Origin of the sequence: Micromonospora sp. NPDC049580, assembly GCF_040675595.1 — a bacterium.
In the GTDB taxonomy this organism is placed as follows: domain Bacteria; phylum Actinomycetota; class Actinomycetes; order Mycobacteriales; family Micromonosporaceae; genus Micromonospora.
Genome location: NZ_JBFAPG010000010.1, coordinates 20,402 through 33,425, shown reverse-complemented (window position 1 = coordinate 33,425; position 13,024 = coordinate 20,402). Strand labels below are relative to the sequence as shown.

The 13,024-nt window shown below is 73.1% G+C and carries 13 protein-coding genes; 8 read left to right on the top strand and 5 right to left on the bottom strand.

All coding sequences use genetic code 11. The annotated features are described in order from the left end of the window. Positions 1-51 precede the first annotated feature (51 nt). A complete protein-coding gene (locus tag AB0J68_RS01975; protein ID WP_355069127.1) occupies positions 52-618 on the bottom strand; it encodes a maleylpyruvate isomerase N-terminal domain-containing protein in 567 nt (188 codons plus the stop codon). 87 nt (positions 619-705) lie between these two features. Between AB0J68_RS01975 and AB0J68_RS01970 the strand changes: the two genes are divergently transcribed. Then, positions 706-1,692, top strand: coding sequence for a helix-turn-helix domain-containing protein (locus tag AB0J68_RS01970; protein WP_354862822.1), 987 nt, complete (start codon positions 706-708; stop codon positions 1,690-1,692). Positions 1,693-1,754: 62 nt separating this feature from the next. Here AB0J68_RS01970 and AB0J68_RS01965 read toward each other — a convergent pair whose 3' ends face one another. Then, a complete protein-coding gene (locus tag AB0J68_RS01965) occupies positions 1,755-2,204 on the bottom strand; it encodes a hypothetical protein (RefSeq protein ID WP_363935509.1) in 450 nt (149 codons plus the stop codon). A gap of 372 nt (positions 2,205-2,576) precedes the next feature. Here AB0J68_RS01965 and rox point away from each other — a divergent pair, with 372 nt between their 5' ends. Both rox and AB0J68_RS01955 read left to right on the top strand, forming a co-directional pair. Next, positions 2,577-4,016, top strand: a complete 1,440-nt coding sequence (rox, locus tag AB0J68_RS01960; RefSeq protein WP_363935506.1) for a rifampin monooxygenase — start codon at positions 2,577-2,579, stop codon at positions 4,014-4,016. 1,005 nt (positions 4,017-5,021) lie between these two features. Next, positions 5,022-5,471, top strand: coding sequence for an HIT family protein (locus AB0J68_RS01955; protein ID WP_354862826.1), 450 nt, complete (start codon positions 5,022-5,024; stop codon positions 5,469-5,471). A gap of 18 nt (positions 5,472-5,489) precedes the next feature. On the opposite strand, the gene AB0J68_RS01950 is transcribed toward AB0J68_RS01955, so the two are convergent. Then, positions 5,490-5,951, bottom strand: coding sequence for an HNH endonuclease (locus tag AB0J68_RS01950; protein ID WP_363935504.1), 462 nt, complete (start codon positions 5,949-5,951; stop codon positions 5,490-5,492). A gap of 9 nt (positions 5,952-5,960) precedes the next feature. Next, positions 5,961-6,539, bottom strand: coding sequence for a nucleotidyltransferase family protein (locus tag AB0J68_RS01945; protein ID WP_363935501.1), 579 nt, complete (start codon positions 6,537-6,539; stop codon positions 5,961-5,963). 129 nt (positions 6,540-6,668) lie between these two features. On the opposite strand from AB0J68_RS01945, the gene AB0J68_RS01940 reads away from it, so the two are divergent. From AB0J68_RS01940 to AB0J68_RS01920, 5 genes are all read left to right on the top strand, one after another. Further along, positions 6,669-8,492 carry an acyl-CoA dehydrogenase family protein gene (locus AB0J68_RS01940; protein ID WP_363935499.1) on the top strand — a complete coding sequence of 608 codons (1,824 nt, stop codon included), beginning with the start codon at positions 6,669-6,671 and terminating at the stop codon, positions 8,490-8,492. Next, positions 8,492-9,583, top strand: a complete 1,092-nt coding sequence (locus AB0J68_RS01935) for a phosphate acyltransferase PlsX (protein WP_363935496.1) — start codon at positions 8,492-8,494, stop codon at positions 9,581-9,583. Before AB0J68_RS01940 ends, AB0J68_RS01935 begins: the two co-directional genes overlap by 1 nt. Positions 9,584-9,660: 77 nt before the next feature. Next, on the top strand, positions 9,661-10,629 hold the full coding sequence (locus tag AB0J68_RS01930) for an ATP-binding cassette domain-containing protein (RefSeq protein WP_363935494.1): 969 nt from the start codon (positions 9,661-9,663) through the stop codon (positions 10,627-10,629). Then, positions 10,626-11,399 carry an ABC transporter permease gene (locus tag AB0J68_RS01925; protein ID WP_363935492.1) on the top strand — a complete coding sequence of 258 codons (774 nt, stop codon included), beginning with the start codon at positions 10,626-10,628 and terminating at the stop codon, positions 11,397-11,399. Before AB0J68_RS01930 ends, AB0J68_RS01925 begins: the two co-directional genes overlap by 4 nt. After that, positions 11,396-12,160, top strand: a complete 765-nt coding sequence (locus AB0J68_RS01920; protein WP_354860764.1) for an ABC transporter permease — start codon at positions 11,396-11,398, stop codon at positions 12,158-12,160. Before AB0J68_RS01925 ends, AB0J68_RS01920 begins: the two co-directional genes overlap by 4 nt. A 7-nt stretch (positions 12,161-12,167) precedes the next feature. Here the strand turns inward: AB0J68_RS01920 and AB0J68_RS01915 are convergent, their stop codons facing one another. Then, positions 12,168-13,007: a thioesterase family protein gene (locus tag AB0J68_RS01915; RefSeq protein WP_355067494.1), complete on the bottom strand. Its 840-nt coding sequence runs from the start codon at positions 13,005-13,007 to the stop codon at positions 12,168-12,170. Positions 13,008-13,024 lie beyond the last annotated feature (17 nt).

The following is a 13,024-nucleotide window of genomic DNA, read 5'->3' as shown; positions in this document are numbered from 1 at the left end:
GAGCCCGCCGGCGCTGGTGGCTGCGCTGGCGCCGCCGGGGCTGAGAACGGATCAGTCCACCGCCGCGCGCCACGTCCAGGACGTGCGCTGTGCCCGACCGGGCAGCTCGCCGCGACCGGTCATCCACAGCAGCACGTCGGGCGCGGCGCCGGCCGGGGCGTCCGGGAAGAGGCGCCGCAGCACCAGCGCGCTCAGTCGGGGCGACGGCCGCCACGGCACACCGAGGCCGAGGGTGATGTCGTGGGTGTGCAGCAACGTCTCGGCCACCCCCATGGCGGCGAAGCCGGCCGGGTCGCAGGGGCCGAAGTGCCAGGCCCGCGCGTCCGGTGCGGCGGCGTCGACGGCGACGGCGAGCAGCCCGGCGCAGGCGCGCGCCACGTCGAGCACCCGCGCCGGGTCCGCGGTAGGGGAGACCCGCAGGTCGTACGGCAGGTAGCCGTCCTGTGCGAGGCCGGTGACCTGGCCGGCGTACGCGAGCAGGTCGTGCGCGATGTGCGCCGCGGTGGTCCAGCAGCTCCACGTCAGCGTGCCGGCGGGCACCGACCAGTCGCGTTCGCGGTGCGGCGTCAGCGCCCGCGTCATCTCGTCGGACGCCTCCCGCAGGTCGGCGCCGGTCACCGTGGACACCCGTGGCCCCGGTGGCCAGCACCGTGAAAGGTCGATCCGTGCAAGAATCCATCCTCGCAATCGGGGGAGGCGAACAGGATGTTGCCCAGCCTGGTGGTGGACACGACGGTACTGCCGCCGCCGGAGCGGTTCGATTTCTGGTACGCCCTGGTCGCCCAGGAGGCTGCGCCCGCGCACATCACCAGCGCACGGCTGGACAACTTCGTCGCGTACGCCCAGGCCATCGACCTCGGCCGGATCCGGTTGACCTCACTGCGGTACCCCTCGCTGCACGCCACCCGGCCCGCCGGGCTGATCCGCCGAGCCGAGGCGGACATCTACCAGCTCGCGCTGCCACTGACGGGTCGCAGCACCCTGGTCCAGGACCGCACCGAGACCACGCTCGTCGCCGCCAGCCATTTCACCCTGCTGGACACCGCGCGCCCGTACATCGCCCGGCACCGCGCGGACGGCCCCGGTCTCGCCGCGACAATCACCGTGCAGATACCCCGCGCGGCGCTGCCGTTGGCACCGGACCGGCTGCGCCACCTGCTGGCCACGCCGCTGCCCGCACGCCTCGGCGTCGGCGGGCTGTTGACCCACCACCTGCGCAGCATCGCGGCCCACCCGGAGCAGTACGAGGCGGCGCAGGCCGAGGTCCTGGGCACCGTGACGCTGGACCTGCTCGCCGCCACGCTCGCTCAGCACCTCGACATCGAGGACACCCTCTCACCGGAGGCCCGGCACACCGCCCTGCGCGCCCGCGTCGTCGACTTCATCGACCGCCACCTCGACAGCGCCGAGCTCAGCCCGCGTAGCGTCGCCGCCGCCCACCACATCTCGCTGCGGTCGCTGCATCGCCTGTTCGAAGGGGAGGCGACGACGGCTGCCGAGCTCATCCGCGCCAAGCGCCTGGAGCGGTGCCGGCGTGATCTCAGCAACCCGCTGCACCTGCGCCAGCCGGTCCATGTCATCGCCGCACGCTGGGGGTTTGCGGACAAGGCTCACTTCAGCCGCCTCTTCCGTGCTCGCTACGGACGTTCACCGCAGGCGTACCGGATGGCCATCGCGCACCGAGAACGGTGACTGATTCCCCGGCCGCCCGTTCTTCCCTGCACCGTGGCGAGGCGGCCGGGTGTGCGGAACCGCTAGCGCCGCCGGCGATCGGTCGGGTCGTCCGCCACGAAGTCACGGACAGCGGCGCGGATGGTCTCGCCGTACGGGTCGTCCGGTAGCTGCGCCAGGTGTTCGCGGGCTCGGGCGAGGTACTCCCGGGCCGGGCCGGTGTTGCCCAGCCGCCGGTGGCAGTCGGCAAGGTTCAGGTACAGCGACGGCAGGAACGCCTGCACCTGGAGCGAGGGCAGGTAACGCTGGGCGCGTTCGGCGGTCAGTTCGGACACAGCGGCCAGGGCCCGTTCGTCCCAAGCCAGCTCCGCCTCGGTGGTGTCCTGCAGGTCGGCGAGGTGGTGGGCCAGGGTGCAACAGTGCAGGGCGTCACCGGCGGGGCCGATCTCGTCCCACAGCGTGGTGAGCAGCTCACGGGCCTGGGCGGGTGCGCCGGTCTGGCCGAGCTGCACCGCCTCGATGATGCGGGTCATGGTCGGATCGGGTGCCGGCTGGTCGTTCACGTCGCCGATGCTCGGGCCTCGACCGGGTCGAGGGTCAAGCGGATGGCGGCGCCGGTTCAAAGAACTGGACGCGATCATGTACGGGCTTGTAGTTTGCAGGGGGCCGCGACACCGCCCGAGGAGGTGAGACCCATGAACGCTGGTTCGATGTGGGTGCTCCCCCTGCCGTCACGGTTTGGGCGACTGACGTAGGTGTCGCCGGGAGCGCCTCTCACAACAAGGCACTCCCGAAAGGCCACTCCTGTGCCCTCCGCGCACGTCACCGCCGAACCCCCGTCGACCGACACGGGCCGGCGCGACCCCATCGTGAACGACGCCTCCGAACTTTCATCGCCGAGCCCCATCTTCGATGTGATCATCGCCGGCTGTGGGCCGACGGGTGCGATGCTCGCCGCCGAGCTGCACCTGCACGACGTGCGGGTCCTCGTCCTGGAGAAGGAGACCGAGCCGACCTCGGCCGTCCGGATCGTCGGCCTGCACATCCGCAGCCTCGAGTTGATGGCGATGCGCGGACTGCTGACCCGGTTGCTCGAGCATGGACGAAAGCGTCCGGCCGCCGGCTTCTTCGCCGCCATCAACAAGCCCGCGCCCACCGGGCTGGACTCCGCGTACGCCTATCTGCTGGGCATACCGCAGCCGGTCATCGAACGTCTGCTCGAACAGCACGCGATCGATCTGGGCGCGCAGGTCCGGCGCGGCCAGGCGGTCACCGGTCTCGCGCAGGACGACGAGGGTGTGACCGTCGAGCTGTCCGACGGGCAACAGCTGCGCACGCGCTACCTCGTCGGCTGTGACGGCGCGCGCAGCACGGTGCGCAAACTCCTGGGCGTCGGTTTCCCCGGCGAGCCCGCGCGCACCGAGACGCTGATGGGCGAGATGGAGGTGGGTGTGCCGCCGGAGGAGGTCGCCGCCACGGTGGCCACGATCCGCGAGACCCATAAGCGATTCTGGCTCCGTCCCGCAGGCGTCGGCGTCTACAGTGTCGTGGTCCCAGCGGCGGACGTCAGCGACCGCGCGCGACGGCCCACGCTTGAGGACTTCAGACAACGACTGCGGGCCGTGGCCGGAACCGATTTCGGCGTGCACTCCCCACGCTGGATGTCCCGCTTCGGCGACGCCACCCGGCTGGCCGAGCGGTATCGGGTCGGGCGGGTGCTGCTGGCCGGCGACGCCGCCCACATCCATCCGCCCATCGGCGGGCAGGGCCTCAACCTGGGTGTCCAGGACGCGGTCAACCTCGGCTGGAAATTGGCCGCGCAGGTCCGTGGCTGGGCACCGGAAACGCTGCTGGACACCTATCAGGCCGAACGTCATCCGGTCGCCGCGGACGTGCTGGACAACACCCGAGCCCAGACGGAACTGCTGTCCAGCGAACCGGGCGCGCAGGCCGTACGCCGGCTGCTCACCGAACTGATGGATTTCGACGAGGTGAACCGCCATCTCCTGGAGAAGATCACCGGGGTCGGGATCCGGTACGACGTCGGCGAGGGCCCCGACCTGCTCGGCCGCCGCCTGCGCGACGTCGACCTGCGGCACGGCAACCTCTACGCTCTGCTGCACCGCGGCCGCGGCCTGCTGCTGGACCGCACCGAACGCCTCAGCGTCGGCGGCTGGTCAGACCGGGTCGACCACCTCGCGGACCCGACCGCGGACCTGGACGTTCCGGGTGTGCTGATGCGCCCAGACGGTCACGTCGCCTGGATCGGCGACGACCAGCAGGACCTGGACGATCACCTGTCGCGCTGGTTCGGCGAGCCCGCCGACCAGGGTCGCCGACTCTGACGGAAGACCGGTGTTGCGCCACGCGGCGGGCGGCCGAGCGTCGGCGTCAGTCGAGGACTGGCGTCGATCGCCCCTCGTCCACGGTGTACGCGCCCGTGGAGATCACGCCGAGGGTCGTGGGCGTCAGAACAGGCGTTTCCCGGTTCCGACGACGACCGGGTACTGCGGTGTGTCACTGGAAGGGGATATACCTCAGAGTCATATTCATACCTCTGAGGTATATCGCTTACCGGCGCGGCAGCGCCCAGGCGGGCCTGAGACGCGCTTTCGCGCCTGCGATGATCTGCCTGGTGTAGCGCCTGCACGAGCCTCCAACTGCCGTGGACCTGGAGCTCTCGGCCGGGAAGCTCCTTGAGCCGGCGCGCGGCGTCGACGATGCCGGTGCGGCAGGCGGAGGCTAGCTGCCCGGCCGCGGGCCGGTCTTGTACGGGACGACATCGTCGGGTCGTCGCCCGCCCGTAGCCCTCGCGCGGTGCGCCCGACGTAGCGCCGCAGCGCATGTGCCAGGTGAGCCTGGTCGAAGTACCCCAGCGCCTCGACAACCGCGCACCAGTCGAGACCGTCGCGCAGCATCGTGGCCGCGGCGTTCGCACGGTCGCTCTGGGTCGCGGCAATCCGCGACAGGCCGGTGATCGCGCGGTGCTGCCGCTGGAGGGTCCGCGTTGACCGCGTCCGCATCGGTGTCGCGATGCGTGAATCGCAAGCCCAAGGCCCCTTCATAGCGTTCTGGCGTCGTCGGCTCCTGAGCGTAGAGGAGCGAGCAGCGGGCCAGTCGGCGCTCATTTTCGGTTTACCAGTAACGATAATCCGATAATCCACTCCCACAAAAGGGGCATACCGTGCGCACATCATAATGACAGTTATTGTGCGTAAGGAGTCAGGATGGTGTACGCGCGAGATCGCGGCTGCTGTCCAGCCTCGCGGAGCGCGGACAGCTGGCGTCACGGGTGCCCATCGGGCCTGACGAGGCTCTACCGCAGGAGGCCGCGGCATTAGTGTTCGACCGTGGACTGCTACGCCTGTGACCAGAATCGGCGGATCGACACCCTGCCGGCCCGTGAGCTCGTCGCCGCTGACGAGCACTGGCGGGTCGCCCACGCGTTCGACTCGACCTTGCCCGGGTGGCTGGTGCTCGTTCCGCGCCGGCACGTGACGTCGATCGCTGAGCTGTCCGACGCCGAGGCGGCCAGCCTCGGCACGTGGCAGGTCCGGCTGTCGCGCGCCCTGCACGCCGTGACGGGGTGCGCGAAGACCTACGTCATCCAGCTCGCCGAGAAGGAAGGTTTCGCCCACGTGCACTTCCACGTGGTGCCACGGATGCCAGATCTCCCGGCTGATCGCCGCGGCCCTGCGGTCTTCGGCTACCTGAACGCCGCCGAGGGTGACCGCCTTGACGAGGCGCAGCAGGATGACATCGCCGCCGCGCTCCGCGCACAGCTCGAACCGGCGCGATGAGGAGCTGGTGACGAAGCCCTATCCCGGGACGTACGCCGAGCGGGCCTGAGCCACCTCGGCTGCCTGGCGTTCGCGCCAGCGGCGCTGGCTGTCCCGGTTGCAGGCGCGGCACGTGCGGCGGTACCGGCCCGTCGACTCGTCGAGTTCGCGCTCGTGCCCGTTGCGGCAGGTCGGCGTCTGCGCTCTGGTGCGGCAGTTGTCCGCGTGGCTGACCTGCCGCAGGTGGGTGGGCTCGACGCAGTCCTTCGCGGCGCAGAGGTGGTCGACCTCCAGGTCGGGGTCGTACCCGCCGACGAAGACGGCGTACGCCGCGATGTGCGCCCACGCGCGGCCGGCGACCTTCTGGTAGACGCCGCGCTGTGAGCCGTAGCCGCGGATGATCAGGCAGCCGTCGGCCTGCCGGACCGAACGCTGCAGCAGATACTCACGCAGACTGTCCTCGGTGAAGTGTCGGGACAGGCCGTTGACCCCGCTGAGCACGCCGTCACCCTATCCGGGGAGGCGGGCCGCCTGCTCGGGCAGGTCCACGTCGGTGCCGTCGGCGACGTCGGCGCAGGGGACCAGCCGTACCTCGTCGCCCCGGGCCCGCAGGTAGTCCCGCGCGCCCCGGTCTCCGGTGGCCGCCTCGGCCGCGTCGGCCCAGTGCCGTCGGCCGAGCAGCACCGGATGCCCGCGTCGACCGTCCGCATAGGTGGCCACGGCGAGGGAGTCGGCGGTGGCGTCGCGGGCAATGCGGCGTACCGCCTCAGGGGTGAGGCCGGGCATGTCGACCAGGGTGACCACGACGGCCACGGCCGGACTGGCCGTCAGGGCGGACAGCCCGGCCCGCAGGGACGAGCCCATGCCTGTCGCCCAGTCGTCGTTGAGCACCACGCCCGGCAGTCGCGTCCGGGAGCGGACCTGGTCGGCCTGCGCGCCGAGCACCACCACGACCGGTTGGCAGCCGGCGGCCGTGAGGATCGCCGCCGCGTGGTCCACCAGGAGTCGCCCCCGGTAGGGCAGGAGGGCCTTCGGCATGCCGAGTCGACGCCCGGCGCCGGCCGCGAGGAGCAGTCCCGCCGTCACCATGGGCCGAGCGTAGTCAGCCGCGCGCCCCTCGGCGTCGGATCGGGATGGGCTTCCGGGGGTGAACCGGTCGGCCGGGACCGCTAGCATGCATCTCGTATCTGCTGTCACGTATTTACGGTGAGGTGCCGGATGACACCGGACGAGACGTCGGCGTGGCAACGACTCTGCCCCCTGCCGATGGCCCAGGTCGACCCGCTGCCGGCGATCGCCCGTCACCTGGGTCACCCCGACACCGCCCGCCGGCTCGCGGCGGCCGACGCGGGGCGCACACCACCGGACGACGTCCTGGCCGAGCTGCGGGAGATCGGCGTCGCCGCCGTGTACGACCCCGACAGCGCCACCGCCGTGCACGTCAACGCCCTCAACGCGCAGGCCGCGCGGCACAGCGGGAGCCTCGCCATCACGCTCGGGGTCAACGCGCTGGCCCTGCTGCCGCTCTGCATCGCCGGCACGCCGGAGCAGCGCGATCGGGCGGGCGCGGTGCTGCGCGACGGTGGCGCCGCCGCCATGCTGCTCACCGAGCTGGCGCACGGCAGCAACCTGGCCCGCACCGGCACCCGCGCCGACCCGGTCGACGGCGGGTACCGGCTGACCGGGGAGAAGCAACTGATCAACGGCGGCACCCGGCACGACCTGCTGGTCACCCTGGCCCGGCTTGCCGACACCGACCGCTTCGGCCTGTTTCTCGCCGAACGCGACGACACGGTGACGGCCCTGCCCCGGTGGCGGACGCTGCCCGCCGTTGCCGCCGACATCTCCGGCGTACGGTTCGCCGGCACCCCGGCCCAGCCGATCGGCGCGCCCGGCGACGGGCTGACCATCCTGCAGCTGACCCTGGCGCTGTCGCGGGGTGGCATCGGCTCACTCGCCTCCGGCGCCGCCAGCGGCGCGCTCGCCCAGGCCGTGCGGTACGCCCGCGAGCGCGACGTCTACGGCGAACCGATCGTGCACCTCGGCGCGATCGCCGAACACCTCCTCCGGGCGGCGGCCCTCGACGTGCTGGTCGCGGCGACCGCCGTGAAGGCCACGTTCCTCATCAACGCGCTCGGGCCGGCCGCCGCGTACGCCGCCGCCGTGGCCAAGTACGCCTGCTGCGAGCTGGCCGAGCAGGCCGTCACCGAAGGCCGCGCGGTGCTGGGATCGCGGGCACTCGTCGAGGAGTTCGGGTACGCGGCGCGGGTCCGTGACGTGCTGCTCTACGGCGTGTTCGACGGCACACGCCACATCCTGCTCGACCAGTTGCAGTGGCGGTTGGAACGCTTCGCCGCCGGCTCCGACCGCTCCGGTGACGGCTATCGGGTGCTGGCCGAGGCGTACTCCCGGACACCGCAACCGCTGGTGCGGGCCGCGCGGCTGCGGCTGCGGCCGTACGCCCCGGGCCCTGCCGCCCGCGCCGCGACGCTCGCCGCCCGGACCGGTCGTCCGGCGGTGGCCGCGCTCGGCGCGCTTCTCACCCGCCTGGTCGACCTGGTCGGGGAGGCCCGCCGCGACGGGCGGTGGGCCGCCGACCAGGCCTGGCGGTTCGCCGCCGCCGGCGTCCTCGCCGAGGCCGAGGCGCTGCTCGCCGCCGTCGAGCTGATCGACCCCGAGTGCCGTGCCGTCGCCGGCCTGCCCGGGCGGGCCGCCGCCCGGGACGAGGCGGCGCTGGGTTACGCACTGGGCTGGCGCGGCGCCGACCTCGCCACCCGGGTCCAGGTGCTCGCCGCCGACCTGCGCGCCGACCGCCCGGCCGACACGGCACCCGGTCACCCGGACCTGGTCGGCGCGTTCGCGGGCGAGCTGGCGCCGGCCCGTGCCGCGCTGCGCCACTGGCTGACATCGCCACCCGCCGCTCCGGCCGGGCGGGCGGCGACGGACGCGCTCGCAGGACCATCGACACCGGACAAACCCGACGGCGACGGCATGACCGGCAGATCCGCGACGGCAGACCGGCTCAGCGCCGGGATGCGGTGATGGCGCGTCAGGGCGCGTCACCGGACCGGCGGCTGCGGGTGGCGGGACAGGAAGCATCGCCGGAGCGGCGGCTGCGGGTGGCGGTCGACGTCGCCGGCGCGGATCTCGGGCCGGAGCCCGTCGTCGCCGGCGCGCTGGCGGCAGCCGCCACGGTGGACATCGCGCTGGTCGGCCCGCAGGCGCTCATCCGACCGCTGCTGCCCGGCGGTGTCGCGCCGGCGGGCGTACGAGTGGTGCACGCCCCGGACGTGGTCGGCATGGGTGAGGATCCGGTGGCCGCGACATACGCCAAGCGGCGCTCCTCGCTCCTGGTCGCCGCCGGGGAGGTGGCGGCGGGTCGGGCGGATGCCATGGTGACGCCGGGCAACACCGGCGCGGCGGTGCTCGCGGCCGCCGTCCGGCTGGGTCGGGTGCCGGGGGTGAGCAACCCGGCCCTGGCGACGGTGCTGCCGGTGCCGGGCGCCGGTCCGACCGTGCTGCTGGACATCGGCGCGACGGCGGCGGCCGTACCGGAGTGGCTGGTCGAGTTCGCAGTGCTGGGCGCGGAGTACGCGCGGGGGCGGCTGGGGCTTGCCCGGCCGCGGATCGGCCTGCTGTCCAACGGGCACGAGGCGGTCAAGGGCGGGCCGGTCCGCCGCGACGCGCACCTCCTGCTGGCCACGATGCCCGGTTACAGCGGTCAGATCGAGGCGTACGACGTGCTCGGAGGTCGGGTCGACGTGGCGGTGACCGACGGGTTCACCGGCGACGTGGCGTTGAAGATGTACGAGCGGACGTTGGACGCCACAGTCGGCCTGGCGCTGGACGCGGTGCGGGCGTTCTCACCCATCGGGGCGCTGGCGCGTGAGCGGCGGCGGCGGGTGACCCGGGCGGTGCGCGACGGGCTCGCGGCCGAGCCGGGGGGAGCGCTGCTCGGCGTACGCGGTGTGTGCGTGATCTGCCACGGAACGGCCACCGCGGTCGACGTCGAGGCGAGCGTGCGTATCGCCGGGGAGTGCGTCCGCTCGGGTGTGGTCGAGCGGATCGCCGCCGCCTTCGCGGCCTCGTCGCGCCAGCGACTACGTAGCCGGCGCAGCCCTGTCGACGGATGAGTTATCCGTTCTCGTATCTGGCTTTACACAGACAAGCGTTGATATGGTTCCGGGATTCCTGGCATGAGGGTGGTGCGATGTCACAACAGTTGATCCAGGTCAGCGATCTGCGCCGGTCGTTCGGCGCGACGGCGGCGGTCGACGGGGTGAGCTTCGAGGTGGCCGCGGGCGAGGTGGTCGGCCTGCTCGGGCCCAACGGCGCGGGAAAGACCACCACGATCCACTGTCTCACCACGCTGCTGAAGCCGGACTCCGGCACCGCCCGCGTCGCCGGCTTCGACGTCGTCGCCCAGGGCGCCGAGGTGCGCCGCAGCATCGCGGTCACCGGCCAGTTCGCGGCCCTCGACGAGCTGCTGACCGGCCGGGAGAACCTGGTGCTGTTCGGCCGGCTGCTCGGGCTGGGCCGGCAGGCGGCTGCCGCCCGCGCGGACGAGCTGGTCGACCGCTTCGACCTGGACGAGGTGGCGGGCAAGGCGGTGCGCACCTACTCGGGTGGCCTGCGCCGCCGCCTCGACCTGGCCGCGAGCCTGGTGGTCGACCGACCCGTGCTGATCCTCGACGAGCCGACCACCGGCCTCGACCCGCGCAGCCGGCGGGCCCTGTGGGAGGTCGTCCGGGAGCTGCGCGACGGCGGCACGGCCGTGCTGCTCACCACGCAGTACCTGGAGGAGGCCGACCAGTTGGCCGGGCGGGTCCTGCTCATCGACCACGGCCGGGTCGCTGCCGAGGGCACCCCCGACGAGCTCAAGCGTCAGCTCGGCGGCGCGGTCTGCGAGGTGCGGATCGAGGACCCGCGGGCCCGGGCGGTCGCGGCCGGGCAGCTACGAGTGGCGTTCGAGGGGCTGACCGAGGACGAGGACGTGCTGCGGCTGGCCGCCGGCTCCGGCACGCTGACCGAGGTGGTGCGGCGGCTGGAGTCGGCGGGTGTGGAGGCCGACGACGTCACCGTGCGGCGGCCCACCCTGGACGAGGTGTTCCTCTCCCTGACCGGGCCCGTCGACGCCGAGAAGGCGGTCGGGGCGGACGCGGCGGGAGCCGGCCGGTGAGCACCACGACGGCGGTGGCGGCCAGCGGGCCGCGGCAGTTCGCCGTCCTGGCCGCCCGCAACCTGCGGCAGGCTCGCGCGGGCCGGTCGGTCGGCCTGACCGTCGTGTTTCCGCTGACGTTCTTCGCCGGATTCATGGTGGTCTTCCAGCGGCTGATGTCCGACTACGGGATCGCCTACGAGCAGTTCCTTCCGCCCGCGATCGTCGTGCAGACCACCGCCCTGGTCGCCATGTCGGCCTGCTACCTGATCGCCGGCGACGCGCGCAGCGGGCTGATCGCCCGGTACCGGACGCTGCCGATGAGCGCGGTCGTGGTGCCGCTGGCCCGGCTCGTGGTGGACGCGGCCCGCGCCGCCGTCGCGGTGGCGGTGATCCTCGTCGCCGCGGTGCTCGTCGGTTTCCGGTTCACCGCCGGGGCGGCCCGCGCCGCGGGCTTCGTCGCGCTGGCGGTCGGCTTCGCGGTGGTGCTCGCGGCGGGCTGCGCGGCCCTGGGGCTGGGGGCCCGCGACCCCGAGCAGGTGTACTCGGCGCTGACCCTGCCGTACCTGGTGCTCACCACGGTCTCCACCGCCTTCGTCCCGGTCGACGCGTTTCCGGGTTGGCTGCAGCCGGTGGTCGAGGTGTCACCGTTCTCCGCCCAGGTCGACGCGTTGCGCGCGCTGTCCACCGAGGGCGCCGACGAGAGGGTGTGGCCGGCGCTCGTCTGGCTGCTGGTCCTGGGGCTGCTGTTCGGCGCGGCCGCGGCACGTTCGTTTCGGAGGAGCCGATGAGTACCGTCACGCAGGCCTCGCTGTTCGCCGGGCGTAACCTTCGCCGGTTCTTCCGGGCGCCGCCCGCGCTGGTCTACGCGTTCGCGTTCCCGGTGCTGCTCCTGCTCACCCAGTACGCGGTCTTCGGCCGGATCGTCGGTGACGGCGACCGGCAGCACTACCTGGAGCGGTTGGCCCCGCTGGTGGTGCTGTCCACCGCCGCGTTCGGGTCGCCGTCGAGCGCCGTCGGTTTCCTGCGCGACCTGCGCGGCGGGCTGGTCGACCGGCTGCGCACCATGCCGGTGGCGCCGGGGGCGCTGCTGGCCGGTCGGGTCGTCGGTGACGTGCTGCGCATCGTCGGAATCGGAGCGCTCACCACGGGCGTGGCGATGCTGCTGGGCTTCCGGTTCCGGGAGGGGCCGCTGGCCGTCGTCGGCTTCTTCGCGGTGATCGCGCTGTTCGGCCTGCTGTGGGCGGCGATCGCGTTGTGGCGGGGCTCCGGTCCCGGTGACGAGGAGTCGCTGCCGCCGTCGCTGACCGGCCCGGCGACCCTTCTGTTCATCTTCTCCTCGGGGTTCGTGCCGGTGTCGGCGTTCCCCTCGGTGGTGCAGCCGGTGGTGCGGGCCAACCCGTTCTCGGTCGCCACCGAGGCGCTGGTCGGCCTGTCCAGTGGCGGGCCGGTGCTGTGGCCGGTGCTGCAGACCCTCGCGTGGGTGCTCGGGTTGGGCACGGTCTGCCTGCTGGTGGCGGTGCGCCGGTTCGGCCGCCGCGCCGACGGCTGAGCCCTCGTCAGACGGGGCTGGCCATCCGGTAGAGCATCTGCTGCCCGCCGGTGGCCAGCAACAGCCCGCTGTCGGACCAGACGCGGGCGCGGGCGCCGAGCACTCCACCGGTGGCGGCGGCGGCCTCGCCCTCCACCAGCAGCCAGCCCGTGCCGTCGTCGCCGCCCTGGAAGCCCACGTACAGGTCCATGCTCGGGGCCATGAACGTGGTCCGCTCGAACGCCTGCACCACCGCCGGGAACTGCACCACGTCGACGGCGAAGACCAGTCGGGCCGCCGCCAGCCAGGGGTCCGCGTCGGCCGGCAGCTCCTCCTGCAGCCGTAGCCAGCCCCGGATGGTGGGCACGCCGTCGCGTTGCGGCTGCCAGCCGCCGGCCGGCCAGCCGGCCAGGCGTACCTCGTAGCACCGCTCCCAGATTGGCAGCACCGGCAGGCCGTCGCGGCGCATCAGCTCGACCAGGGTGGGCAGCTCGTCGGGTTTGGGCAGGTCCGGTGGTGGCATCCAGCGCCGTTCGGGGCCGAGCAGGCCGGCGGCGATGGTCCAGACGTACGCGGCGAGCAGGATCCGGCCGCGCTGGCGCAGGGTGACGTGCAGGGCGGCGGCGCGTCGGGTGCCGTGCACGCGGGTGACCTCGACGTCGACCTCGCCGTAGCGCGGCGGCGCGAGAAACTGGCAGCTCAGGCTCACCGGCAGCATGGCGCCGGCCTCCTCGCCCGCCGCGCGCAGCGCGATCGCGGCCAGGTAACCGCCGTTGGGCCCCCAGACCGACCAGTCCTCCGACAGGTGGGCCTGGTAGTGACCGGGCGCGGTCTGCCGTACCGCGGCGTCGTCCGCGAGACTGGCCATCGAGGACCCCTTCCGGC

Coding starts and splice junctions, on each gene's coding strand:
- AB0J68_RS01970 (WP_354862822.1), top strand. CDS start 706: ATGTTGCCCAGCCTGGTGGTGGACACGACGGTACTGCCGCCGCCGGAG.
- AB0J68_RS01965 (WP_363935509.1), bottom strand. CDS start 2,204: ATGACCCGCATCATCGAGGCGGTGCAGCTCGGCCAGACCGGCGCACCC.
- AB0J68_RS01945 (WP_363935501.1), bottom strand. CDS start 6,539: ATGGTGACGGCGGGACTGCTCCTCGCGGCCGGCGCCGGGCGTCGACTC.
- AB0J68_RS01940 (WP_363935499.1), top strand. CDS start 6,669: ATGACACCGGACGAGACGTCGGCGTGGCAACGACTCTGCCCCCTGCCG.
- AB0J68_RS01935 (WP_363935496.1), top strand. CDS start 8,492: ATGGCGCGTCAGGGCGCGTCACCGGACCGGCGGCTGCGGGTGGCGGGA.
- AB0J68_RS01930 (WP_363935494.1), top strand. CDS start 9,661: ATGTCACAACAGTTGATCCAGGTCAGCGATCTGCGCCGGTCGTTCGGC.
- AB0J68_RS01920 (WP_354860764.1), top strand. CDS start 11,396: ATGAGTACCGTCACGCAGGCCTCGCTGTTCGCCGGGCGTAACCTTCGC.
- AB0J68_RS01915 (WP_355067494.1), bottom strand. CDS start 13,007: ATGGCCAGTCTCGCGGACGACGCCGCGGTACGGCAGACCGCGCCCGGT.